General features: G+C 45.4%; 22 protein-coding genes. 15 read left to right on the top strand and 7 right to left on the bottom strand.

The genetic code is table 11. The features are described from left to right. The first annotated feature begins 322 nt into the window (after nucleotides 1-322). The 4 genes from V6W81_RS22195 (at nucleotide 323) to msrA (ending at nucleotide 4398) form a co-directional block, all read left to right on the top strand. The gene (locus tag V6W81_RS22195) at nucleotides 323-1786 is read left to right on the top strand and encodes an RtcB family protein (protein WP_338540424.1); all 1464 of its coding nucleotides are present in this window, start codon (nucleotides 323-325) and stop codon (nucleotides 1784-1786) included. Continuing rightward, a complete protein-coding gene (locus tag V6W81_RS22190; RefSeq protein ID WP_338540423.1) occupies nucleotides 1786-3093 on the top strand; it encodes an AAA family ATPase in 1308 nt (435 codons plus the stop codon). The genes V6W81_RS22195 and V6W81_RS22190 overlap by 1 nt, the downstream gene beginning before the upstream one ends. A 314-nt stretch (nucleotides 3094-3407) precedes the next feature. Next, nucleotides 3408-3665 (top strand): GlsB/YeaQ/YmgE family stress response membrane protein, encoded by a 258-nt coding sequence (locus tag V6W81_RS22185; protein ID WP_056701367.1) that lies wholly within the window; start codon nucleotides 3408-3410, stop codon nucleotides 3663-3665. Between the two features lie 217 nt (nucleotides 3666-3882). Beyond that, entirely contained in the window at nucleotides 3883-4398 is a 516-nt protein-coding gene (gene msrA, locus V6W81_RS22180; protein ID WP_145046878.1) for a peptide-methionine (S)-S-oxide reductase MsrA, read from the top strand. Between the two features lie 173 nt (nucleotides 4399-4571). Here the strand turns inward: msrA and V6W81_RS22175 are convergent, their stop codons facing one another. Then, entirely contained in the window at nucleotides 4572-5840 is a 1269-nt protein-coding gene (locus tag V6W81_RS22175; protein ID WP_338540422.1) for a PQQ-binding-like beta-propeller repeat protein, read from the bottom strand. A 440-nt stretch (nucleotides 5841-6280) separates the two neighbouring features. On the opposite strand from V6W81_RS22175, the gene V6W81_RS22170 reads away from it, so the two are divergent. Both V6W81_RS22170 and V6W81_RS22165 read left to right on the top strand, forming a co-directional pair. Continuing rightward, a complete protein-coding gene (locus V6W81_RS22170; RefSeq protein ID WP_338540421.1) occupies nucleotides 6281-6886 on the top strand; it encodes a restriction endonuclease in 606 nt (201 codons plus the stop codon). Between the two features lie 139 nt (nucleotides 6887-7025). Beyond that, nucleotides 7026-7247 carry a hypothetical protein gene (locus V6W81_RS22165; RefSeq protein WP_145046872.1) on the top strand — a complete coding sequence of 74 codons (222 nt, stop codon included), beginning with the start codon at nucleotides 7026-7028 and terminating at the stop codon, nucleotides 7245-7247. Between the two features lie 64 nt (nucleotides 7248-7311). Here the strand turns inward: V6W81_RS22165 and fabV are convergent, their stop codons facing one another. After that, nucleotides 7312-8502, bottom strand: a complete 1191-nt coding sequence (fabV, locus tag V6W81_RS22160) for an enoyl-ACP reductase FabV (protein ID WP_338540420.1) — start codon at nucleotides 8500-8502, stop codon at nucleotides 7312-7314. A gap of 201 nt (nucleotides 8503-8703) precedes the next feature. On the opposite strand from fabV, the gene V6W81_RS22155 reads away from it, so the two are divergent. The 3 genes from V6W81_RS22155 (at nucleotide 8704) to V6W81_RS22145 (ending at nucleotide 11782) form a co-directional block, all read left to right on the top strand. After that, nucleotides 8704-9984: an XRE family transcriptional regulator gene (locus V6W81_RS22155; protein WP_338540419.1), complete on the top strand. Its 1281-nt coding sequence runs from the start codon at nucleotides 8704-8706 to the stop codon at nucleotides 9982-9984. Between the two features lie 489 nt (nucleotides 9985-10473). Next, nucleotides 10474-10890, top strand: a complete 417-nt coding sequence (locus V6W81_RS22150) for a hypothetical protein (protein WP_056701385.1) — start codon at nucleotides 10474-10476, stop codon at nucleotides 10888-10890. 97 nt (nucleotides 10891-10987) lie between these two features. Further along, the gene (locus V6W81_RS22145; RefSeq protein WP_338540418.1) at nucleotides 10988-11782 is read left to right on the top strand and encodes a hypothetical protein; all 795 of its coding nucleotides are present in this window, start codon (nucleotides 10988-10990) and stop codon (nucleotides 11780-11782) included. A gap of 65 nt (nucleotides 11783-11847) precedes the next feature. Here the strand turns inward: V6W81_RS22145 and V6W81_RS22140 are convergent, their stop codons facing one another. From V6W81_RS22140 to V6W81_RS22130, 3 genes are all read right to left on the bottom strand, one after another. Then, nucleotides 11848-12459: a hypothetical protein gene (locus V6W81_RS22140; protein WP_338540417.1), complete on the bottom strand. Its 612-nt coding sequence runs from the start codon at nucleotides 12457-12459 to the stop codon at nucleotides 11848-11850. Between the two features lie 48 nt (nucleotides 12460-12507). Next, nucleotides 12508-13323, bottom strand: coding sequence for a class I SAM-dependent methyltransferase (locus tag V6W81_RS22135; protein WP_338540416.1), 816 nt, complete (start codon nucleotides 13321-13323; stop codon nucleotides 12508-12510). A gap of 88 nt (nucleotides 13324-13411) precedes the next feature. Further along, nucleotides 13412-14359 carry a helix-turn-helix transcriptional regulator gene (locus V6W81_RS22130; protein ID WP_260985334.1) on the bottom strand — a complete coding sequence of 316 codons (948 nt, stop codon included), beginning with the start codon at nucleotides 14357-14359 and terminating at the stop codon, nucleotides 13412-13414. A 100-nt stretch (nucleotides 14360-14459) separates the two neighbouring features. Here V6W81_RS22130 and V6W81_RS22125 point away from each other — a divergent pair, with 100 nt between their 5' ends. Next, complete coding sequence (locus tag V6W81_RS22125) at nucleotides 14460-15893, top strand: glycoside hydrolase family 1 protein (protein WP_056701393.1); 1434 nt, start codon at nucleotides 14460-14462, stop codon at nucleotides 15891-15893. 175 nt (nucleotides 15894-16068) lie between these two features. Next, a complete protein-coding gene (locus V6W81_RS22120) occupies nucleotides 16069-16632 on the top strand; it encodes a hypothetical protein (RefSeq protein ID WP_338540415.1) in 564 nt (187 codons plus the stop codon). An 8-nt stretch (nucleotides 16633-16640) separates the two neighbouring features. On the opposite strand, the gene V6W81_RS22115 is transcribed toward V6W81_RS22120, so the two are convergent. After that, nucleotides 16641-17417 (bottom strand): AraC family transcriptional regulator, encoded by a 777-nt coding sequence (locus V6W81_RS22115; RefSeq protein WP_338540414.1) that lies wholly within the window; start codon nucleotides 17415-17417, stop codon nucleotides 16641-16643. Between the two features lie 15 nt (nucleotides 17418-17432). Next, on the bottom strand, nucleotides 17433-18017 hold the full coding sequence (locus tag V6W81_RS22110; protein ID WP_338540413.1) for a LysE family translocator: 585 nt from the start codon (nucleotides 18015-18017) through the stop codon (nucleotides 17433-17435). Between the two features lie 207 nt (nucleotides 18018-18224). Between V6W81_RS22110 and V6W81_RS22105 the strand changes: the two genes are divergently transcribed. From V6W81_RS22105 to chvE, 4 genes are all read left to right on the top strand, one after another. Continuing rightward, entirely contained in the window at nucleotides 18225-19232 is a 1008-nt protein-coding gene (locus V6W81_RS22105) for a substrate-binding domain-containing protein (protein WP_338540412.1), read from the top strand. Beyond that, on the top strand, nucleotides 19213-21189 hold the full coding sequence (locus V6W81_RS22100; protein ID WP_430701371.1) for a cache domain-containing sensor histidine kinase: 1977 nt from the start codon (nucleotides 19213-19215) through the stop codon (nucleotides 21187-21189). Before V6W81_RS22105 ends, V6W81_RS22100 begins: the two co-directional genes overlap by 20 nt. Beyond that, nucleotides 21186-22442 carry a response regulator gene (locus V6W81_RS22095; RefSeq protein ID WP_338540411.1) on the top strand — a complete coding sequence of 419 codons (1257 nt, stop codon included), beginning with the start codon at nucleotides 21186-21188 and terminating at the stop codon, nucleotides 22440-22442. The genes V6W81_RS22100 and V6W81_RS22095 overlap by 4 nt, the downstream gene beginning before the upstream one ends. A gap of 330 nt (nucleotides 22443-22772) precedes the next feature. Next, on the top strand, nucleotides 22773-23858 hold the full coding sequence (chvE, locus tag V6W81_RS22090; RefSeq protein WP_145046850.1) for a multiple monosaccharide ABC transporter substrate-binding protein: 1086 nt from the start codon (nucleotides 22773-22775) through the stop codon (nucleotides 23856-23858). Nucleotides 23859-23866: the final 8 nt, after the last annotated feature.

The following is a 23866-nucleotide window of genomic DNA, read 5'->3' as shown; positions in this document are numbered from 1 at the left end:
CACAGCACACACACAATTGCATATGCAGCTCATTGTCTCATCGGCCTCATACGGGCAACATAGGAGAAGGAGCGTATCTGTGAAGAGTCAGAATGACTCGGTACGGATAGGCTGTTCTCCGCTAATTTAGCGATGGAAACTAGAGTCGTAGCTTCTTCAAGCTGCAACTGTTTTCCATTATGGTGATGAAGAAGTCATGGGCATTCTGTCCATGGCTTCTTTTTTGTGCCTTTTGCAGAAGAGGGACAACGAATCTGGATATTACGGCAATGTTAGAAAATCTTTAAAACTTACGGATAAATGAAAGGAATAAACCAATTTTATGAATACACAACCTAATTTATTTGCGGATGCCAATGATTCCTTGGGCGGATACCGGCATGAGGTCAAGTTGCCGGCGGGGGATCTAACCGTATATGCCGCACAACAGCTATTCTCCTCTCTGGACTATAAAGTGTTCGAGATGGCCAATAACAATTTGCAGATCCCCGGAATTTCGTATATGAGCTATACACCTGACGTGCATGTCGGTGTAGGTACATGCATTGGAACAACAGCAGTATGGGATGCGACCAATGGGTACGTATCCCCCTCGATTGTAGGCAGCGACATTGGCTGTGGCATGAGGGTGCATATGACCAATTTGCATAAAGATGATTTGAAAGATGTAAAATTACGCCGAAAACTCGTTAAAGCGATTGAAAAGGTACTGCCTATGGAAGCGAACCAGCGGGGGCATTATTCTGACATTCGATTAGAGCACATTGTTCGCAAAGGATTACACGGATTACCGAAGAAATATATACCGGACGGCTATACCCCTAAGAAGTCTACGTCTATTACCCATGTAGAAAGCAGTAAGTTCACATTTGATGAAGAAGTGCTGAACCTTGTCCCAGATATGACATGGCATCGTTCCCACCGTCAGCTAGGTACGTTGGGCGGAGGAAATCATTTTGCCGAAATACAAGCGATTGAAATCGCCGAGGAGAATCGTGATATTGCTGAAGCATGGGGGTTAGTTGACGGACAAATTGTAGTGATGATCCATTCCGGCTCCCGCACTTGGGGAGGGCATATAAGCCAGACCAGTTCAGCAGCAATCGCCAAAATGATGCAACGAAACGGGCTCGGAACATCTGACCCAAGACTAGTCTTTGCTCCACTGGAGCATGCCGAAGGACGCCATTACGTGAATATGATGTATTCCGCATTAAACTACGCTGTGGTGAATCGTCACTTGATTGCTTACTCCATTCGTGAAGCCTTCCGTGAAGTGTTTGGATCCAAGTGCGAATTCCGTACACTGTATGATCTGATGCACAACTATGCTTGGGAAGAATCCCATGCAGATCAAGGCTCGGTCTTCGTACATCGCAAAGGGGCAACACGTGCATTGCCAGCGCATCATCCTGATAATCCAAAGCCATATCTCGGGACTGGACACCCTGCGCTGATTCCAGGCTCTATGGGCACAGCTTCGTATATCATGGTTGGTCAACCGCAAGGAGCGGATAACTTCTATTCCATTTGTCATGGTGCGGGACGAATCCGTTCACGTAATGCAACGAAGCGTCTAGTCACTTTGGCGGATTTTGAACGCGCGCTGGGTGTAGGTACAGAGAATGAGATTGTTGTCAATCAGCCTTCACTAGAATCGATTATTGATGAATCACCACAGGCTTATAAAAATGTTGATGAAATTATTGATAGTGTTACCGGCGCGGGGTTGGCTCAAGTTGTCGCCAAATGTAAACCGCTTGCCGCTGTGAAGGGAGCTAAATAATGACAGTACACAAGGAACATGTGAAGCAAACGAATTCACCGAGAGCGATCTATGCCTTTGATGAGCATAATGATGGTCGAATTGAAGGATATTCAGCATATGCACGTCTCATTCGCGGCATTTCGCAGGCACTCTATGAGCGATACGGAACTCGCTACGAACTGTTTGCGAGCGATGATCCCAATAGCGAATATTGGGATCTGCTGAGAGAGGATCTACGCACGGATAATCCTGAAGTAGAGATTGTAGCTCGAATTTTCGATGATCTGGAGCTGCGTACATTACATTATGACGACGAGGGAGATGTACCATCTTACGGCGTGCATTACTCTATCCGCAACAATGTATTTGCTTATCCAAGCTGGGGCGTGGCGCTTGTGCGTATCCCTTTCTTTCGGGAGAATGGGATATATAACGAGGACTTTGTTTTTGCCATCGGCGAAGAAGAGCTGAAACAATTCCTGGGCAGTGTACGTGAGCGTGAACGACAGCAAAATATGAAAAAAGTAACGGTGTACACCGATGCGCGCAATGGCAGTGACCGTCATTCAGAGTCGATTACTCGTTCAGTGACCAGAGATGAGGTGGTATTATCGCCTCAGATCAAACAAGATATTTTCCGCTCACTGGATCAGTTCTTCGAAGCGGATCGCTCCTTCTATCGGGATTACGATATCCCTTACAAACGTGGAATTCTCCTCTATGGCCATCCAGGTAACGGTAAGACGACACTGGTGAAATCCATTGCGGGAAGCATTCCGGGGCCTGCCGCTTATTGGCAGATCACGGAGTACACAAATAGTGAATCAGTACGTGATGTGTTCGACGCAGCGAAGCGTTTAGCACCGATGGTGCTGATTATTGAGGATATTGATTCCATGCCGGAGGAGGTGCGTTCATTTTTCCTGAACACGCTGGATGGCGCTACATCCAAAGAAGGGATTTTCTTAATTGGGACAACGAATTATCCAGAAAAAATAGATCCGGGTCTGATGAACCGTGCCGGACGTTTCGACCGAGCGTACGAGATTCCAATGCCAGACGAGGCGCTTCGCCTGCAATATTTGCAGCAGCGGGGCTTCGCAGTGTTCGCTGGTGAGGAAGGCACGAAGGAAGCAGCGCGTTTGACGGATTCCTTTTCACTCGCACAGCTAGGAGAACTTTATGTTAGTACAGCATTGGAATGGCATCAGAACGGAGAGGTAGATACGATGAAGATCATTCAAGCCATGCGTGGTGAGTTGGACAAGAGCCACAAGCATAATTGGATGACGCAGCCTGGAAAAGGACGTGCTGGATTTTATTGATCTGCCCGTATCCTGTTGGAGAATGATGATCGGATAACGCCCAAAATATTATAAATCTCAATTGGTTATACTAAGGTTGTCTGGTAAGACATACAATGACTTTCGGGAGGTACAAAACAGCTCTGCTGTGTAAGTAATCAGTTACCGGAAGTTATATCGAAAATGAATCCGATACCGTCGTGGGTAGCAGCCTAGAAATGAGTGTTATGGAAATAAGGTAATATTCAACAAATTTCGTATAGGTGTTTAAATGCTTCCGTAGCGGTTAATAGTAGACAGACAACAACAAAAACTTTTAATTAGAGGTGAATGATATGGGTTGGTTATGGTCATTAATTATCGGTGGTATCATTGGATGGTTGGCAGGACTTATCGTTGGTCGTGACATTCCCGGCGGTGTAATTGGTAACATCGTAGCTGGTTTCATCGGTGGATGGTTAGGTGGAGTCATTCTGGGAGATATGGGTCCAGAAATGGGCGGATTCTTCATCGTACCGGCATTAATCGGTGCGATCGTACTGGTAGCCATCGTGAGCTTGATCTTCCGTTCTATGGGTCGTAGCCGCGGGTAACGATATTCGAGATACTGCGAATTCTTGCAAACACACTTGAAGGTGTAGTGGGTAACGCAAGGGCTCGATCATATAACGGATGATTACGAAGAGGTTGATGGAAGTCCACAATAGTGGATTTGCATCAACCTCTTGTTTGTTATTATATTTACTTCGATAGATGTATTTCTTATAATTTTGTTAGGGCGTGTTGCTTAATTAGAAAGGATGAGGTGGAGTGGAGAAAGCTACATTTGCTGGAGGTTGTTTCTGGTGTATGGTTACACCGTTTGAAGAGCAACCGGGCATACATGGTATCATTTCCGGCTATACCGGCGGTCACGTCGATAATCCAACATATGAACAGGTCAAAACGGGAGAGACGGGGCATGTCGAGGTGGTGGAAATCACTTTTGATCCCGAGGTATTCCCTTATGAACGATTACTGGAGCTATATTGGCCTCAGATTGATCCTACCGATGATGGAGGGCAGTTCCAGGACCGAGGTTCACAGTACCGGACGGCTATTTTTGTGCATAATGAACGCCAACGTGAGCTTGCCGAACAGTCCAAACAGGCTGTAGCTTCAAGCGGTCGCTTCAATCAACCGATTGTAACAGAGATTCGGGATGCAGCAGTGTTCTATCCGGCAGAGGACTATCATCAAGACTATCATAAGAAAAACGAGAAGCATTATAAAGAAGACCGTGCGATATCTGGCCGTGATGAATTCATTGAAGAGAACTGGAAATAATGTCGTAGTGATCTGAAAGCGACGAATCTAAAGGTAACGAAACGCGAAAATCCAGGAAGTTCCGGTTGGAACTCTCCTGGATTTTTGGTTTTATCGATATGAAGCAAAAACAATAGCTATTACTTCATTATAATGAAGCAGATCGAAAATAGATGTTTATGAACATTTACGAATTAATTATTCGCTGTGTTCAGGACATATTTGGACAATGTCTCGTTCTTGAAGGTATAAATCATATCATTCGTATAGGTGGAGTAACCCTTCATATCTTCAGGAGATGAGGTAAATGTATATTCGTGAATGCTCTCCAAGGTAGTAGGATCAAGGATGTATCCTGTGTTAGCAAAAACAATTTTATAATTTCCATCCTGTGTATGATCAACGACAGTTAATACATCTTGCTGATCCTTGAACATGCGCTCCGTTACCTTACCTTTCATCGTATACAGCTCAAGCTTCTGGCCTGTAAACACGGTATATCCGTTACCTGCCGTTTGCACGAAAGCATTGCCGGCAATGGATCGACCCCAAGCGAGTTTACCATCTGAACCAAAGCCCATGAGTTTATTGCCTGTATTTTCGAAATTGGCACGCATAATGACTGAGCCGTCCTCCAGGATAGCCAGAGATTCGCCGCCACCGTCTCCAATCGTGTTAGCGTTCGCAGGGAATTGATAGAAGGAAAGACGATTCAACGTGAGATCATAAATTTCCACTTTCGGATTCGCCGCTTGCTGCCAGTAGTTGCCTACTTTGGTCTGCTTGCTGGCATCCACAACGATGCGGTCATTACCTGCTTTTAGCACAGCACCATTGATGGTTTTCGCTGTGATCAGCTTGCCCTTGGCGTCATAAAGTGAAATGGATGAACGAACAGAACCGTTCGATAGAGGCCCTGTGCTGGAAGCGATCATTAACGTGCCGTTATTCATTAGATATAAGTTAGATGGCGCGTTGACCGTTTTAACCCAATTTGTTTTTCCGGACGTATTGTAGGAATATACCTTTTTCGTTCCATCGGAATATTCCATGTATACATAGGCTGTTCCGTTATCGGCGTACAACGAATTGGAGTATGTAGTATAAGGGCCACTTTTCTCATGGAAAATAACGTTCCACTTCAGTTTACCTGTTGTAGCATCCAGTGCCTGGAGTGAGTCCAGATTCCAATCAAGCGTCGTTTTACTGTTGATTTTGGTTACAGGCTGATAAGAGTGCACGTACACCAGATTTTTGGAGGGTACGGCTTGAATTTCCTTAATTCTAATGTCTTCCTGAGCGTTCACTTCAGAGAGCATGAGAGATGAGGAAGTCCAGAAAGGCTTGGTCAGCGCTTCCGTTGAAGTTGCTGCATAGCTTGGTGTATTCATGCTGAAGAGGAGCATGCCGCTAAGTAAAAGGGCAGCCCATGTTTTGGTATTTCGTTTGCTAAGTGTATGCAAGTTATAAACCACCTTTCTTCGGTTCGAATAGAACCGATTGTTGAATTCTACCATTTATAGCAAGTTGAATTCAACCTAATGGGCTGTAACCTTTTATCGATATAAATAGGTAATTGTAGTTGTTTGCAGAATTATGGCGGTTACAAGGAATTCATCTTCTTTCGGCCGAGGTGGAAGTCTGATATATTTAGTCCGGTGGTGAAGAGGAATCATAGATTTGGCATCATTTTATAAGTGTGTGTTCAAAAAGGTCGGTTTTCAGTACCGAGAAGATGGAATGAAGATAGAAATGGAGTAGCGGAGCGTAGGGAAAACTACGTGAGCAACGGACATTTCGGCTGAATTCCATCTTCGACGCTGAGATGCCGTTAGGTATCCTTCGTAATCAAAAGCGGACTTTTTGAACAACCTCTATATGGGAATGGACAAGGAGAACAGACATGAGTTGGAACGACAATTGGACCACCTGGGTCATCGGCTGTATCGCTGCATTACTCATATTTGTATGGATTATTCGCCGTATTATTGGGCGAGGGCAGCGCATACGCAGAGAAGCTAATCCCCGCAAAATTACAATTCGAGACATTGATAAAATGCAGGATGGATCAGAATTCGAGCTGTATCTATTTCATTTATTTCAACAGATGGGATATGACGAGGTGCACAAGACGACCAGCAGCCGAGATTTTGGAGCAGACCTCGTGTTTACGGACAGATTGGGTCGAAGAAATGTCATTCAAGCGAAGCGATATGGGGCTAATCATCCTGTAGGGCTAAGTGCTGTGCAGGAGATATTTACATCCATGCGTTATTATGAAGCAGATCGTTCTATCGTATTGACGTCGGCTAGATACACGGAGGCGTGCCGAACACTCGCTGCTGTGAATGGTGTAAAGTTACTGGATCGAGAGGATCTAATGGACTTAATTACTTTGTTCAAATCGAGAAGAATCGAAGAGGCGATGGAATTAATTGAGGAAGAGGATCACGAACCGATTGAAACGTGGCAATCCCGGCAAAAGAAAGCGACCAAAACAGCCAAATAAAAATTGCTTCCTGTCTACAGAATAATAGTTTGTTGAATGTGTCGGTAAGATGTACTGCCTCCAGGCACTCATGCCTTCACATTCTCCTGATGCACATGGTATATTGGGGATATCCCAATTCAAGGAGTGTGTTGTCATCATGGCACGAACACAAACACAAAAGGCATTACGCAAAGCAGAGCTTGCAGGACAATGGTGTCCAGAACAAAGCAGAAGAAACAACAAAGATTATGGTGCAATTTCACAGCATGTTCGCATCATGCCCACGAAACAAGAAAAATTACAAAAGGTCAAACACAAGAAGCGGATCCAGGATGGTGGTGCTTCTTTTTATTTTGTCTTTGCTCGGTGGAGTTGTTGAAAAGCAATACAAAAAGGAGAGCCGTAAGACTCCCCTTAAGAGTTAACATATTATCAAGTTAGGATTAGCGTAGGTGTGGCACCTCTACATTGGGATCAACGTCTGCTTCGTAATCTACGCCGTCGGTTTCGAAACCAAACAGTTGGAAGAACTCCTTACGGTAACCTTCGAGATCAGACAAATCATAGATATTATCTGTAGTCAGCTCGTTCCAAATCTTCGCAACTTCCTCCTGCACATCGTCTCTCATTTCCCAATCGTCAATACGAATGCGACCTTGTTCATCGGTTGGCACATTGCCACCTGCGTATAGACGATCTGCGAAGAGACGCTGTAATTGCTCGATGCAGCCCTCATGCAATCCTTTTTCTTTCATGACTTTGTACAATGCGGAAATATACAACGGTACAACCGGAATAGCTGAGCTGGATTGAGTAACAAGTGCTTTGGCAACGGTAACGTAAGCACGTCCACCCGTAGTACTCAAACGATCATTCAGCTTGTGCGCTGTCGCTTCCAAATGATCCTTCGCCTGACCAATGGAACCTTCACGGTAGATGGCTTGTGTCAGCTCTGGCCCTATGTAAGAGAACGCGATCGTTGTAGCATCATCAGCCAGCACGCCACCTTGTTGTAATGCGTCCATCCACAGTTCCCAGTCTTCTCCGCCCATTACGGTTACGGTTTGGCGAATCTCTTCTTCGCTAGCTGGCTCCAAGGTAACTGAACTAACTTCACCTGTATGGAAGTTGACCGTTTTGTTCGTGTACGATTGTCCAATCGGTTTCAGAACGGAGTTGAACACTTCGCCTGTATTTGGATCAACACGGCGTGCCGAAGCTACGCTGTATACAACGAGATCGACTTGACCGAATTCACTACGGATCAATTCAACAGCTTTCTCTCTCGTTTCGTTTGCGAATGCGTCACCTGTAATGCTGTACGATTGAAGACCGGCTTTTTCGGCTGCTTTCTCAAAAGCGGCAGAATTGTACCAACCTGCGGAAGCCGTACGTTTCTCTGTGGACGTGCTAGGGCGATAAATCCCGATTGTATTGGCACCTGCTCCGAAGGCAGAGACCACACGTGAAGCTAGTCCATAACCGGTTGAAGCACCGATGACAAGCACATTGCGCGGGCCTTTAATTTCAGGTTGGGATTTAACATATTCAATCTGTTCCTGTACCTGTGCAGCACAGCCTACAGGATGGGAGGTTGTACAGATAAAACCACGTGTTCTTGGTTTAATAATCATATATTGGCATCCTTTCATGTTCAGCTCAAATGTTACATACCTCCCTATTGTAAAACAATTGGCTCCGAAACGGAAACCGTTTGATTCATTTTTAGGAATAGTGTGGCATTCGGCGTTTGAGTTTGCGATGATAGTACATAACATGAAGATAATCATATATCCATTTCACTTGTCAGAATAATAGGAAGGATACATAAAATTATGCTCAAGGAACGAATTGAATTTCTAAGTAAAAAGAAACAAATCTCGCGCAAGGATCTTGTGGATGGCCTGGTTACCCAGGCACACTTTGCTAATATTTTGGCAGAACGCTACGCACTTCCTGAAGACTTGGCAGAGGCCATCGCAGAGCGGTTAGGGGTGCAGCCATCATACCTATTACTTGCAGCTGCACAGGATGAGCAGACACTTTCGCGTGCCGAAGCGATCTTTGACCAGTTGTCGGTTGCCGCCTCGGCGATCACAGAGGAGACGGTACATGCATTGGATGACCGGGATGATACACTTACGGTGGAGTTAACCACTGCCTTGATGAAAGCAGTCTATTATCAGCAATTAAATGATGCATCCGCACATGAATATATACATAGCTCATACCTGAACTTTTATCTGGAGAAATACGGTCGTCCGGATGATTCGGATTTCCCACGTCCGTTATACAAAGCCTTGTTATACTACAAAATACAATACTATCGTTCTAAACACGCTTTTGTGGATGTTCTCACACATGCGACCCGGCTTAGTTCGTTGCTTCCTCAAGGCAGCGAGTTTTGGTTGTCCGTGCAGAACATCAAGATGGAAGCGTACATTCAGGTTAGGCAGTATGAAGAGGCCAAGCAGGTGTTTGAGCAGACGATGCGTCATGTCGTAGATCAGCGATTATTTCATCGTTTATCTGGACTGTATGTAGCTTATAGTGGATATTGCTTCACCATGGGGCTTGTGCAAGAGGCGCTCTCGGCGTTGACGATGGCGGAGGCGAACTTGGTGTACACCAGCAATCAGGGGGAGCTGATGACCGCTATTGCGAACAATCGGATCGTCATGCTGACGATGACGGGTGAGCTGGATCAGGCCATGGGCGAGATTGAAAGATTCGAATCACTGTTGCAACAGGAGCCAGAAGAGACACAGTACGGCATGAAGCCACTTATTCTCATTTATCGCTGTGAAATCGCCTTAGCTCGTAAAGATTGGGGTATGCTTGCTCTAAGTGTGGATCATCTGCTGCAGTGTGCGACGACGCAGGATCAACAGATGAGCGGAATCTTCTATCAAAGTCAACTCGCACTAGCACATGGGGATCAAGGCGTATTTATGGAACGAGCTTTGGCATGTCTACCTTATTTTGAATCGGCACAGCATGCCCTAAGGCTAGAGCATTTATATGAAGGGTTAGCGGTCGTGTCGGAGGATCAGCGCAAGTATAAGGAAGCAGCGATGTATTATCGTAAGCTTGTCTATCTGCTACGTAATAAATAAGATTTATCGTCGAATTATGTGTCTGATCGATCAACAGGAAAAAAGACATAGGATAGATTGGTTAATCTTCCGGCTGTCCTATGCTTGGTGTACTAATAGATGAATTTGCTTAAGTTATAGCTATCTTGATGTAGGTTCCTATTGATCATTTTTTGCGAGGTTTCCATTCTCTAGTAGTCTTTGAATTTGAGTTGTTAATTCTTCGTTGTGGATGTAATAGTGCCCACCCTGTGAATTAATTTTAAGCCTCAGATCCCATCTCTTTAGGGCGCTTACGCAAAAAAATATGCAGAAAGACAAATTGAAGTTAGGATTATCATCTCTTTTATTGTGAGAATCAAGAAATAGGTATCATAATGAGCGAGAAAGTGAAGGGTAAATCTCTTCATTCGTCGTTTCTTTTGTATGTACTCAGAAGTGTATTCAAGAGCATGGCGTTATGTTTATACTTAATATATAACAAATAACACAAATAAAGAGGTGCTCATCATGGGATGGTTCAGTAGAAAGAACAAACAGGAAGATGCGATTGCAAAGGCTGACAAGGTCATGAACAAAGGACTTACTGGCATGATGATGAAGGGGCTGGTATCTAAAGAACATCGGGAGGCAATTAACCAGAGTATCCATTCTGCGAAGCAAGCACAACTAGGTGCGAGTGGTTCGCTTCCTTTAACAGCGACTGCTGTCGTGGTAGCGGCTACGGATACCGGGAAACTAATCAACTTCGACCCGATCGTTATCCTGGTTCTGGATGTGACTGAGACGAATGGGACTACATATCAACGAACACTGGAGACGTTAGTATCGAAGATGCAGATTCCACGGGTAGGGGATCGTGTTGGGCTAGGTCAGAATCCCGCTAATCCATCTGAATTAATCTATATGGGACTATTACCAAGCTAGGTTGATAAGCAGGAACGTTAGTGTGAACAAATGCTGGGATGAACTAAAATAATATTACGTTTAACAATTAGACATAGATATTGAAAGGGTGGTACTTATGGTAGGATTTTTGAGACTTATTGGATTATTACTTGTGTTTGGTGTTGGATTCTCGCCATTTTTGGCAGAAAAGCTGTGGAATGATCCGTTTATTACGATGCAGGCTTGGTGGTATAGACCTGCAATTTATACGGGATTTGCGTTGATTTTTGTCCCTTCAATTCTAAGCGCTATTTTCGGCAGAAGCCGAGTGAAGACAGGGATACCTGCCCTTGGTGTCATCACAAGTATACAACAGACTGGAACCTATATTAATGAACAGCCTGAAGTACGTATCGGTGTTACCGTCTCCCGTAAGGGACATGAGAAATACGATACCACGTTCAAGACAATCATTCCGTTGACATCTATGGCGCAATTCCAGCCAGGTAGCTTCATTCCACTGCTAGTATCTGAGAAAGATGAACGTAAGGTGGGTTTGGATCTGAATGGACAATTGTCGCAGCAGGATATGCAGGAATTACTGAATGAGAAAATGGTTCAGGAGGGCGTGTCTCCCGAGATGATGGATATCGCCCGTACAGGCGAGAAAGCGATGGCCAAAATCCTCGACGTTACCCCACTAGGGGGAGCAAGCGAAGGGAAGTTGAAGCTACAGCTTACGCTAAGTGTGACGAAGACGAATGGAGAGACATTTAACGTGACTACGCAAAAGGAGTTATTATCCTCTGCGCTGCCTCAGGTTCAACAAGGGCATATCATTAACGTCATATATTCCAAGCAAGATCCTTCGAAGTTAGTGCTCGCTTTGAATGTGCAGGAAGATCAGATGAATAAGCTGTTCTCCTCCTAATTAATGCTACACTAATAATCCCCAGATTTCCCTTGTATCAAAGGGTCAGAATCTGGGGATTTATTTCAGTATAGAGAGGTTAGCATCGTTCGAAATGAAGGAAATAAAGGTTGTGCTAATGGAGCAAGCTGTGCACGAGTCCATGATGGCTGCCCAACCAGAGCCTCGTGGTCAAACCAAACAACAGCATAATCCTCATCCTCGGTGGGATTCTGGGTATCCCAACACACAGGCCCTGCATCATCTTCGTAGGTTGCAAAAGGAATATACCCCTGCGCAATCAAGGGCTCCCATGTTTCCCATAACGTATGTAAACTCCGCAATGGATTGTCTGATGGCAAATCCGGGAGCCCAACCATGAAGTGATCATAACGCAGATACACATTTAGAACATGTCGGGTTGTAAGGTAGGCAAAATACAATGGAGGGACCGGAAGTGGAAGATCATGCAATTGTTCTAACCTTCGAACCTGGTCTTCTGTAACCGTAGAGGGTATCATCTCCCAACGAACCCAACCTTCCTCATCGACCTCACCCACTTGCATGTTATGAGGTACTCCATAATCTTCCTCATCCGTTTTGGCAGGAAGAGACATCAGGATATCCCGATGTGGGGTGTCAAAATAAGCTTCCAATGTACTCACAATCAGGGTCTGATCCTGCTTCAATTCCTGCATTGTACATCATTCCTTATTCACAGATTTATATCATGATACCTTATAAAATTATACGATTCCTAGGCGCATGCGATAAGAAAATAAAGCTGATCTGGCATGCCCATCAAATACCTTCACTGCCAGTTGTCTGAACTCATCTGCGGCAGTCCGAACTTCATCTGCACCAAGCTTCAGAGCAGTTTGTAATCCACCCTGACTTAGAGCCAGATTGACATAACGGTCTGCGTCGAATGTCTCTCGGTGATGGAATACAATCTCACGAACATAGCGGAACAATCCCGATTGCTGAATCTGCCCTAGATGTCCGTCTTTACTCCATTTATAAGCCTGACTCTCTGGACTGGATAGTTGCAATGCTCGGTTGTCTGCGGTAAGCACTAATTGCTGGTACGCCTGTTCAAGCTCCCAATCTAGCATAGGGGGCCAGTCACAATCGTAAGCTGCGAAGATGCCTCCCGGTCGCAACACACGAGCGAACTCGGAGAGAGTCGATTGAGGCTCCATCCAATGAAAGGACTGTGAGCAAGTCAGTATGTCTACACTATCGTCAGGCAAGCCAAGCTCATGCGATAAGCCAGATACAAATCGGAGGTTATCCGGTTTTCCTGCAGACTCCCATTTGGACTCGGCAACTGTTCTCATATCATCACTTGGTTCAAATCCAATAATACGATCTGCTTCATGAAGCCAGATCCATGAGGATAACCCTGTTCCGCAGCCTACATCTGCGACCATACGCGGTTTATGACCTAAATACGTCGTTAGAATATCTACAACTTCGGTGGGAGCAGATGGTCGATTCTGGTCATATAACGCACCAAAGCCGGTAAATCGATCTACATTGTTACGTCTAATGTCTTGCATGGACAAACCTCCTTCTGGGGATAGACGGACGGGATACCACAACATACAACTACAATGTTTCCAAACCCAATCTCTTACAGTATACCATTCATTCCTGATCTAGACTGGATGGATCGCTGCATTGTTCCTGTAAATGTGCGACAGCCATGCGATGGCGATGGAGCAGTTCCTGCCGGATATACGTTGGCTCCAGAATGGTGAGTTCAGCGCCGAATGACATAAGGAAAAAATATAAGCGTTCGCCCTCATGAATCTCTAGCGACACAAGCAATTGACCATCAGGCAGTTTCTCAATCCGGGAGGGGTCAAAATAATCATATGCCCGGTACGCAATTGCGCTTGAGAATTGTAGCTTTAACGAAATAGGCGTGTTGGCAATGTGGTCTTTTGTGCCCGAGCCCTCAATTGTTGTGTTCTCGTCCATAAGCTTCGGTCGCAGCTTGAGTTCAGATATTCGTTTCATTTTATAGGTCTGGGCTTCGGGGTGTTGAGGTCGATTGCGGTCGTAGCCTTTGAAGTACCAGGTATTGTTTTTGAAAATTAATTTGATTGGTTCGATCGTCTCTATACTAGACTCGCCGTCTGAATCGACATAATGAAATGTCATAAGCTGCTTGCTGAGGATGGCAAGCTTCACCTGGTTAAATAGTTCTCTCTCTTGCATGGGAATGCTACCCCAAGGAGAAAAATCAAATTCAATCCAGTCTAGCTCATGGTCAAACATGGCGGTGAGCCGTTTCAACATATGTGCACTGTTCAGATGTGGGATGGCACTCACGCTATAAAGACCTAACAAAATCTCATTCTGATCATCTTCAGATAGAAGCGACTTATCCATGACATAGTTGTCCATGAGATGTACACCGCCATGTTTGCCGGTTGTGGTATACACGGGAATGCCTGCCGCACTTAATCGATCGATGTCACGGTATACGGTGCGTACCGATATTTCAAACAGCCGTGCCAGTTCAGGCGCAGTCGATTTCTTTTTCTCCAATAACAACAGTAGCATTCTGAATAATCGGTTATTTTCCATGTTGTAATTATACCATGACAGAAGGTGTCAGGGTATGGATGTTAGACTAGGTATATAGTGTTGCTAAGCGAATAAAGACGAACAGAGGAGGAACGAAGATATGAAAATGAAAGATGGATTTTTCTGGGGTGGCGCAACGGCTGCCAATCAATTTGAAGGTGGATGGAATAAGGGCGGCAAAGGCCCAAGCACTTCCGATATGATGACAGGGGGTACGCACACGACTCCACGACGCATTACATCTGTATTGGAAGAAGGAACGTATTATCCGAGCCACGAAGCGGTTGATTTTTACGGTCATTACAAAGAGGACATTGCTCTTATGGCTGAAATGGGCTTCAAAATGTTCCGTATGTCGATCAACTGGTCAAGAATCTATCCTAACGGTGACGATCTGGAACCGAACGAAGAGGGATTGAAGTTCTATGACAATGTCTTTGCTGAGCTGAGAAAATATAACATTGAACCACTCGTGACGATTTCTCACTATGAGACACCATTTGGTCTAACTGAGAAGTATAATGGCTGGGCATCCCGTGATTTGATTGACTTCTATATTCGATATTGTACAACCCTCTTCAACCGCTACAAGGATCAGGTGAAGTACTGGTTGACGTTCAATGAGATCAACTGTCTGACAATGCCGCTTGGTGCGTATATGGCGGGTGGTATTCGATTTGAAGGCAAAGAGACGCTGACGGATGGAGTCGATGAGCCACAGACTCGTTTCCAAGCATTGCATCACCAGTTCGTTGCGAGTGCGAAAGCAGTGAAGCTTGCTCATGAGATCAATCCTGATTTCCAAATTGGCTGTATGATCGCCTTCATGACGACATATCCGAATACATGTAACCCAGACGATATGTTGCTCGCACAGAAGAAGGACCAGATTTCGAACATGATCTGTGGAGATGTGCAGGTTCGCGGCGCATACCCTGGGTTTGCTAAACGTTTCTTTGCGGAGCAAGGTATCCAAATCGAGATGCACCCGGATGATGCACAGACACTGCGCGAAGGTTGCGTAGACTTCTACTCCTTCAGTTATTATATGTCTTTGGTTGAAAGTGCAGATGAGACGCTGGAGAGAGCAGAAGGCAACCTACTGGGCGGTATTAAAAATCCGTATCTGGAAGCTTCCGACTGGGGCTGGCAGATCGATCCGAAAGGACTGCGTTACACGTTGAACCACCTGTATGACCGTTATCAGGTTCCACTGATGGTGGTAGAGAATGGTCTGGGCGCGGTTGATGTGGTAGAGGAAGACGGCTCCATTAACGATGACTACCGGATTGACTATCTGAAAGGCCACATTGAGCAGATGAAAGAAGCTGTTGCAGATGGCGTAGATCTTATTGCGTATACGATGTGGGGATGTATCGACCTTGTGAGTGCTTCCACAGGGGAGATGAAAAAACGGTATGGCTTTATCCATGTCAACAAAGACAATGATGGTAATGGTGATCTGAGCAGAACACCGAAGAAGAGCTTCTACTGGTACAAAAAAGTCATTGAATCCAATGGTGAACAACTGTAATTCACTGTAATTGGCTGACGATACAAAAAATTAAACCCGCTTATCCTGTAATAGGGATGGCGGGTTTATTGGTCTATAGTTACGCTACTCTACTTTAACGTACTCTACAGATACATAGATAGTAGATTCTCGACCATATGGTATAATCATGAAAAAAAGGAAATGGAGGCATGTTATGAAACGAATATCCTTTCTAACCATACTCATTGTCCTCGTTACATTAGGATTTACCGTTTACCCGGGAGAGAAAGCCTATGCTTGTAGCTGTGTCGACAGTAATGCACTAGAAAAGCTAGATACCTACTCGGCGGTATTTGAGGGGAAGGTTACTGAAAAAGGCGCCCGAAGCCAGTTCGGATTTGGCGAATATCGCAAATATACGTTTGAAGCAGTAAGAGCATGGAAGGGAGTGAATGGGCAGAAGGTTACGATTCATAGTCTGGATCATGGTTCCTCATCATGTGGCTTCCAATTTACCCAAGGTGAAACCTATCTCGTATTTGCTTCCTCGGATGAAAAAGACCAAACGCTGAAAACGACTCTGTGCAGTGGTAATAAACCCATTTCCCAAGCGGATGAAGATGTAAAATTACTAGGAGCAGGAGAGTGGGTCACTGAAGATGGCTCGGGTTCAACGAATTCAACTGCTAATTATTTATTCCCACTCGTTCTAGGTAGTATAGGTCTGTTTCTTGTTATTGTTGTAGCAGTAATTTATGTCCGTAGACGGCAGAAGTAACTACTTCTTTAATTGAGTTGTTTCATATATTCATAGGCGGTAATGCCGAAGAAACGTTTGAAATGACGGTTAAGATGCGTGAGATCCACGAACCCGCACTGAGCTACAGCAGCGTAGATGTCCTTATCGTTCTCCAAAGATTGGCGTGCGCGCTCTACTTTGCAATTCAGGAAAAACTGGTACGGAGAAATACCGGCTTGTGCTTTGAACTCACGAATGAATTGATACTTGGACATGCCAAGTTGGGTGCAAAGGTCGTCCAGTTTAAGCACATCGTCGATACTGTAGAACATCATTTCTTTTGCCGTACGCACAAGGCTGCTGGTAGCTCTATGCGGTACGGTTACTTCGTTTTCTCTAGCTAACAGGCTCGCTAGATTGAGTAGTAGCTCGCTGCATAAAGCTTCGTCTCGACCATGCTGAACAGCATCGTTCACCCTGAGAATTGCTCGCGCAAGTTCAGGGTCATAAACGATGGGTGTTGAGAAGTGCAACTCCTTCTCTCCCAGCACCTCGGCCATCAGTTCTGGTTTGAAATATAACATGACATAATCGATTCCTTCACGGTCATAGGAGCTACCATCATGCGTCTGCTCTCGATTGAATAACATGACGCCATTTTTGTGAGAAGCTTGATAATGACCATCCAGATTATATTGTTGAATACCTCGAAGAGTTACCCCTACGGCATATTCCTCGTGACAATGTTTTTTGTAAGTGAAATCCGTAAAGCTGGCGGAGAGAGCCAGCACATCCTCTGATTTTTTGTAATTGAACAATTCCACCAAGCTGACCTCCGATCACGAGATGATTCCCGATACCATAATGGCTGAGTATAACAAAAATAGAGCCATGAGGATACTCGTTGTTTTTTGATGATGATTAAGAAACGTTCTGAAGATAGACCCGAACACGACCCAACTGGAGTAGGCTAAAAATCCAATGAGTGTAATGAGCATAACGAACATAAACGAAGATAGAGAACTATTGTAATAGGGCAATACATAACTAGGAATGACGGTGAACGTAAACAGAATGACTTTGGGATTCAGAAATTGCATGATGAACCCATTCAGGAAACCAGTAACTTGTTTCGGTGCATCCGTAGTGGAACCCATTTTGTACACCTGGTAAGCCAGGTATAGCATGTACAGACTGCCTACGATCTGCATCATTTTCATCATGCTGGGCAGAACGCCGGCAAGCAGATGATTAAGAAAGGCGGAAGCGGCAAGCAGCAGACCAAACGCAAGTGTGGCACCCCACACATATTGCATCGTTTTGCGTGCGCCTATCTTCTGCGTAGAAGATAGAATAACAATATTGCTAGGGCCAGGTGTGAAGGTAACGATAATGCAGTAGATCAAAAAGGATGTAATATTCATCTGAAGTCCCCTCTAGAAGTAATATGGTTCTATGATCATATGCCAGAGAGGCTTCGAGCTTATAGTACATTATTGCAGCACAATTATTGACTAGAGCAGCGGTAGCTTCTTTTCGAAAGCAAAGAGTGGTTTTCTTTTTGAATGATTGCGTTTACAATTTAGAACGAAGTGTAAGGTGATCAGACCATGTATAGGGAAGTGAACGGAATGAAGAAAATGCTGTTGGTATACATTTTGCTTATTGCAGCATTTGCATTATATGTTCTGAGATTTGAATACACCAGTCAGGAGAACAGTTCTTGGGAGAACCGGGGACTGCGTGGTGATATTGGCGAGACGTACATCATGATAACGTTCCAATCCGGGCTAGAGTATTGGAAGAGTCCGCTCAAAGGATTCGAGGATGCCGCGGATACGCTTGGCGTGACTGTTGAATACCGCGGAGCTACCCGATATGACACGAAGGAGCAGACAACTGTAATTGAGCAGGCAATCGCGCGGAAGCCCGCAGGTATTGCTATATCTGCCATCGACCCACAATCGTTGATCCCAGCGATTAATAAGGCGATCGAAGCGGACATTCCCGTCATCTTGTTCGATGCAGATGCTCCTGATAGCCAGGCCTATTCCTTCCTCGGGACTGATAATTACAAGTCTGGGGTAACCGCGGCGGATAAAATGGCTGAGTTGTTGGGGCGTGAGGGTGAGGTTGCTGTTCTGACCCTACCGGGACAACAAAATCATGAAGAGCGAACGAAGGGTTTCCGAGATACGATTCAGGAACGATATCCTTCCATGAAGGTCGTTGAAATTGCGGATGGACATGGAGATGCGGTGATATCTAGAGAAGAGACGGTAAGAATGATGAAGGCTCACCCGCAATTGGCAGGTATTTTTGTGACCGAGGCAACAGGAGGAGCAGGAGTCGGTGAGGCTGTGCAAGATGCAGGGGAAGGTCAGACGCTGCAAATCATCTCTTTTGACACAAACAAAGTGACACTCGACATGATCAAGAATGGTACGATCTCGGCCACGATTGCGCAGGGAACCTGGAACATGGGATATTGGTCGCTCCAATATTTGTTCCATCTTCATCACCGGTTAACGGTGCCTGCTCCATCCTCTTCTGGCGAAAATGCGCCGTTACCTGTAATGGTAGATACGGGGATCTCTGTGGTGACACGCTCCAATGTGGATGATTATTATGCCAAATAACAAGGAGCATGTTGAGGAAAACAGTGCTTGGAATCGGCAAACTTGGCGCTCTTCACTCCGAAACGGTATTAAGCGTTTATGGCTACGTAACATGCCGCTTCGCTACCAGTTGATGCTGCTGTTTTTGTTATTTGCTATTGTACCTTCCGTTGGACTCGGATTGCTCGTGAACTGGACGGTAGAGCGGGTGGTAGAGAGACAAGTTGAGGGACATACGATGCAGCTTATTGGCAAAGTGAATGAAGGTCTGAACACGAAAATGGAAAATTTGCAGAATATGACCTACTTGATTGCATTTGACCCGGATATCGATGCATTTATGCATGGAAATACGCCTTCGGATGTGGATGGGGATCTGGGTTCGATAAGCAATGCAGGGAGTGCTCAGTTAGAGCAGAAGCAGCTGTATGACATCAAGCAAACTTTACAGGGATTCACAACATTGTATCCGGAAATCGCTGGCATCGTGCTCGTCAATGGCAGCGGGGACTATATTAGTAATGAGATGTATCCCCGGACGGAGCAGGGGCTGACCGAAGAGGCATGGTACCGCGAAGCTTCAGCTCATCCAGGTATCTTTACTGTTCTAGGTCAGCCTAAAGAACGTAATATGACGACACATGTTCGCTACAAGGATGATGAGATTGTATCGGTTGCACGCTCCATTACAGATGAAGAATCGGGGCGTGTGCGAGGAGTCATCATGATTGATCTCAAGCTGAGATCTGTCTCGCAGGCTGCACGCAACGTAACCTTGGGTAAATCCGGGTACGTCATGGTAACGGATGCAGAAGGGCAGAGTGTGTATAAGCCTCAGCATCCTCTGATTGAAGATATCCCTGCGGAGTGGTTTCCCTTCGAGGACAGTGGAACATTTACCGCAGAGACGGAGGGTGGCACGTTATTATTCATGTACCAGTCCTCCACCTTTACCGGGTGGAGAACCGTAGGTGTATTTCCAACAAGGGAATCGATTGCGGAGGTACGCCAGATACAGTTTTATGTAGTCAGTTTTGTGTTTGTGGTGTGTTTGTTCGGTTTAAGTGCCTCTTTGTGGTTCTCGCGTTCGATTGCTCAGCCTATTTTTCGCTTAATGTCTTATATGCGTAGAGCAGAGACTGGCAATCTTAGAGCAGGTGCCTGGAGCGATCGTGCCGATGAGATTGGCATGTTGGGGAACAGCTTCAATCGAATGCTTATACAGATTCGGCAGCTCATGTCGCTGAATGAACTACGGGAACGACAGAAGCGGGATGCGGAAATGCGTAGTTTGCAGGAGCATATTAAACCCCACTTTTTATACAATACACTGGACACGATTCACTGGATGGCTCGCAAAGAGGGTGCAGATGACGTATCGGGCATGGTGGGTGCGCTGTCTCGACTGTTTCGAATTGGGCTTAGTAAAGGTCAGGATTATATTCCGCTGCGTTCCGAGCTTGAACATATTAGCAGTTACCTGCAAATTCAGCAGACACGATACCGTGATCGGCTACAGTATACACTGAATGTTCCTGAGGAACTGCAGAACCTGTATATGTTGAAGTTGTTGCTTCAGCCATTGGTGGAGAACGCTATTTATCATGGAATCAAAGGACGACGTGGGCCAGGTCTGATCCGTGTAGAAGCCAGGGTAGAACGTGGCAGATTACTTCTTATGGTAGAGGACGATGGAGCGGGTATGTCTACCGAACGCCTTGCAGAAATGACAGATTTGCTAGATGTTCCCCTAGAAAGCTTGGAGTCAACTTCTCCAGGTATGACCGGTAAAAGCTATGGGATGCTGAACGTACAAGCCCGCTTACGACTGTCCTTTGGTGATGAATACGGAATCGAACTAACAAGCCGGGAAGGCGAGGGAACTCGCGTAACTATTGTCCATCCGCTGATGCGAGAGCTGCCATCACTCCCACCAACGCAGCGACTTAATAATGAAGAGAGGCAGGAGAACGAATGAAGGAGTCTATTGAATCAACTACGACAACCAAGAAATACCGTGTACTTATTGCGGATGATGAACCAATCATTCGGGAGGGCATTCGGGATGCAATTGACTGGGCCACTCTCGGAATGGAAGTCGTCGGTGAAGCCGAGGATGGTGAGGAAGCGCTGGAACGTGCGGTCGACATGGATGTTGATGTCGTATTAGTTGATATGAATATGCCGTTTCTGAACGGAATCGGACTGATTCGGGCTCTTCAGCAAAAGTGTCCAAGATGTCGTTATTTGATCATCTCAGGACATGATGAATTCGCTTATGCTCAAGAGGCTGTTCGTCTGGGGGTGGAGGATTACATCCTGAAGCCTGTAGAAGCTGAGCAATTGTATTCTGCGCTTGGGCGCTTGCGTCAGCGGTTGGATGAAGAACATCAGCGGACAGCCTATGTAAGGCAGGCTGCCCATCAGATTGAGCGCAATATTCCTCTGCTACGGCAGCGATTCTGTCTAGAGTGGCTTGAAGGGCAGATTGGAGGGAGAGATCTAAAGGAACAACTTACCTTTTTGCGTCTGCCCTCCACGCCACCTGTTCAGATTGGAACGGTACGTTGGCCTGCTGCAGAAGCACGAAAGACCGTCATGAGGGAGAATGATCGTCAACTGTTCCTTTATGCTGTTGAAAATGTTGTTAGTGAGCTGCTAGGAGACCTCCCACATGTCTTATTTCGGGATGCCAGCGGGTTAATTGGCATATGTCTGTGGCAGGAAGCTCCAGAGGAAATCGCTTCTCTGTTAGAACAGCAGATCAGTGCCTGCCTAAATATCGCCATTCATGCCCATGTTGAGCTTCATACAGGCACACTGGAGGAGACCCCGGGCACGTATCGTCTTTGTCGTGAGCGGGTCTATGGGGAAGTTCGGTTGTCCCCGCTGGTTCGTAGGGCAAGACAACTTATTCAGGAAGAATATGCAGAGCGGGATCTAACGTTAGAATCGCTCGCCACTAGATTGCAAGTGTCCGCTGTATATCTTAGCCGAGTGCTTAAGAAAGAGCTCGACAACTCCTTCGTTACGCTCGTCACGCATGCTCGCATTCGCAAGGCTGTGCAACTGCTTGATTCCACGACGCTACCCATTCATATGATCGCAGAGCGTGTAGGTTATGATACGCAGCACTATTTCAGTACTGCATTTAAGAAGACGATGGGCATCTCGCCAGCTCAGTATCGCAAAGATGGAGGAACGGGCAATCGTTCTTCGGTTACACAGTAATTATGAAAGTTAAAATATGAATGACACCATAAGGATGACTATCATAAAGATGTGATCTACTTCCATGAAGTGAAGTAGAACATGTCTTTTTTGTTTTTCCTTGTAGATTGATTGCTAGGTCCAACAATATAAATATATCTTCTTCTTTACTTCCATCAAAAGTTAAATTTTTATAAAAAAGGTTCAAAACCTGCAAAGACCTCTCTGCTGCAGAAATGCTACGATAATTCTCGAACAGGAAGTCGCAAGGCACATACTACATTCATTCGTTGTAAGCGTTATCTCAGTTGTTGTGAATAATCGTATGACCTGAGGAAAGGGGAACTTCATATGAAAAAAGGAGCAATATGGATCTGGCTTCTGGTGATGACCTTGATGCTCTCGGCTTGTAATCTAGCTGAAAGTGACCTGGGCAGCAAGGAAAAAGGATATGTCGGTATCTCGATGCCCACCAAATCATCCGAACGATGGGTCGGGGACGGAGAGAACATGGTACGACTGTTTCAAGAGCAAGGTTATAAAACAGATCTTCAGTATGCTGAGGATGTGGTCGAGAATCAGATTTCACAGATTGAGAACATGATTACAAAAGGTGTGGATGTGATGGTCATCGCATCCGTGGACGGTAACACACTAACCGATGTAATCAAGAAGGCGCATGATGAAGGGATACAGGTCATTTCGTATGACAGGCTCATTAGAAATACCCCGTATCTGACCTATTATGCCACGTTTGATAACTTTAAGGTGGGTGTGCTCCAGGCTTCCTACATTGAGCAGAAGCTTGGGCTTAAGGAAGGAAAGGGACCTTATAACATTGAATTGTTTGGCGGATCTCCAGACGACAATAACGCCTACTTTTTCTTCGACGGTGCAATGTCTGTTCTGAAGCCTTACATGGATTCCGGCAAGCTGGTTGTTCGTAGTAAACAGATGACGATGGCACAGATCGCCACTTTGCGCTGGGACGGTGCACTTGCACAGTCACGCATGGATAATCTCCTCAGTGCTTATTACTCTGGAGACAACCTCGATGCAGTCCTATCTCCATATGATGGTATCAGCATCGGGATTATCTCGTCCTTGAAAGGGATTGGTTACGGAACAGCAAACAAGCCATTACCTGTCATAACAGGACAGGATGCCGAGCTTGCTTCAATCAAATCCATTGTTGCTGGTGAGCAGACACAGACGGTATTCAAGGATACACGGAAACTGGCGGAACAAACGGTGGAAATGGCTAATAGCATTTTGCAAGGTGAACAGGCGGAAGTGAATGATACAAAATCATATAACAACGGAATTAAGATAGTGCCAGCATATCTTCTTGATCCGATCTCTGTAGACCGAACCAATGTAGAGCAGGATATTGTTGGCAGTAAGTATTACACGAAGGAAGAGATCGGCTTGAAATAAGGAATGAA

The organism is Paenibacillus tundrae (assembly GCF_036884255.1).
Lineage (GTDB): Bacteria > Bacillota > Bacilli > Paenibacillales > Paenibacillaceae > Paenibacillus.
Note: the sequence above shows the minus strand (reverse complement) of the source record. Positions and strands in the feature narration are given on the sequence as shown.

Excerpts from the sequence above, each read along its gene's own strand:
- V6W81_RS22155 (WP_338540419.1), top strand. The coding sequence starts at position 8,704 with ATGCTCAAGGAACGAATTGAATTTCTAAGTAAAAAGAAACAAATCTCG.
- V6W81_RS22150 (WP_056701385.1), top strand. The coding sequence starts at position 10,474 with ATGGGATGGTTCAGTAGAAAGAACAAACAGGAAGATGCGATTGCAAAG.
- fabV (WP_338540420.1), bottom strand. The coding sequence starts at position 8,502 with ATGATTATTAAACCAAGAACACGTGGTTTTATCTGTACAACCTCCCAT.
- chvE (WP_145046850.1), top strand. The coding sequence starts at position 22,773 with ATGAAAAAAGGAGCAATATGGATCTGGCTTCTGGTGATGACCTTGATG.
- V6W81_RS22145 (WP_338540418.1), top strand. The coding sequence starts at position 10,988 with ATGGTAGGATTTTTGAGACTTATTGGATTATTACTTGTGTTTGGTGTT.
- V6W81_RS22120 (WP_338540415.1), top strand. The coding sequence starts at position 16,069 with ATGAAACGAATATCCTTTCTAACCATACTCATTGTCCTCGTTACATTA.
- V6W81_RS22195 (WP_338540424.1), top strand. The coding sequence starts at position 323 with ATGAATACACAACCTAATTTATTTGCGGATGCCAATGATTCCTTGGGC.
- V6W81_RS22185 (WP_056701367.1), top strand. The coding sequence starts at position 3,408 with ATGGGTTGGTTATGGTCATTAATTATCGGTGGTATCATTGGATGGTTG.
- V6W81_RS22110 (WP_338540413.1), bottom strand. The coding sequence starts at position 18,017 with ATGAATATTACATCCTTTTTGATCTACTGCATTATCGTTACCTTCACA.
- V6W81_RS22100 (WP_430701371.1), top strand. The coding sequence starts at position 19,213 with ATGATTATTATGCCAAATAACAAGGAGCATGTTGAGGAAAACAGTGCT.
- V6W81_RS22105 (WP_338540412.1), top strand. The coding sequence starts at position 18,225 with ATGAAGAAAATGCTGTTGGTATACATTTTGCTTATTGCAGCATTTGCA.
- V6W81_RS22190 (WP_338540423.1), top strand. The coding sequence starts at position 1,786 with ATGACAGTACACAAGGAACATGTGAAGCAAACGAATTCACCGAGAGCG.
- V6W81_RS22140 (WP_338540417.1), bottom strand. The coding sequence starts at position 12,459 with ATGCAGGAATTGAAGCAGGATCAGACCCTGATTGTGAGTACATTGGAA.
- V6W81_RS22125 (WP_056701393.1), top strand. The coding sequence starts at position 14,460 with ATGAAAATGAAAGATGGATTTTTCTGGGGTGGCGCAACGGCTGCCAAT.
- V6W81_RS22165 (WP_145046872.1), top strand. The coding sequence starts at position 7,026 with ATGGCACGAACACAAACACAAAAGGCATTACGCAAAGCAGAGCTTGCA.
- V6W81_RS22135 (WP_338540416.1), bottom strand. The coding sequence starts at position 13,323 with ATGCAAGACATTAGACGTAACAATGTAGATCGATTTACCGGCTTTGGT.
- V6W81_RS22130 (WP_260985334.1), bottom strand. The coding sequence starts at position 14,359 with ATGGAAAATAACCGATTATTCAGAATGCTACTGTTGTTATTGGAGAAA.
- V6W81_RS22095 (WP_338540411.1), top strand. The coding sequence starts at position 21,186 with ATGAAGGAGTCTATTGAATCAACTACGACAACCAAGAAATACCGTGTA.
- V6W81_RS22170 (WP_338540421.1), top strand. The coding sequence starts at position 6,281 with ATGAGTTGGAACGACAATTGGACCACCTGGGTCATCGGCTGTATCGCT.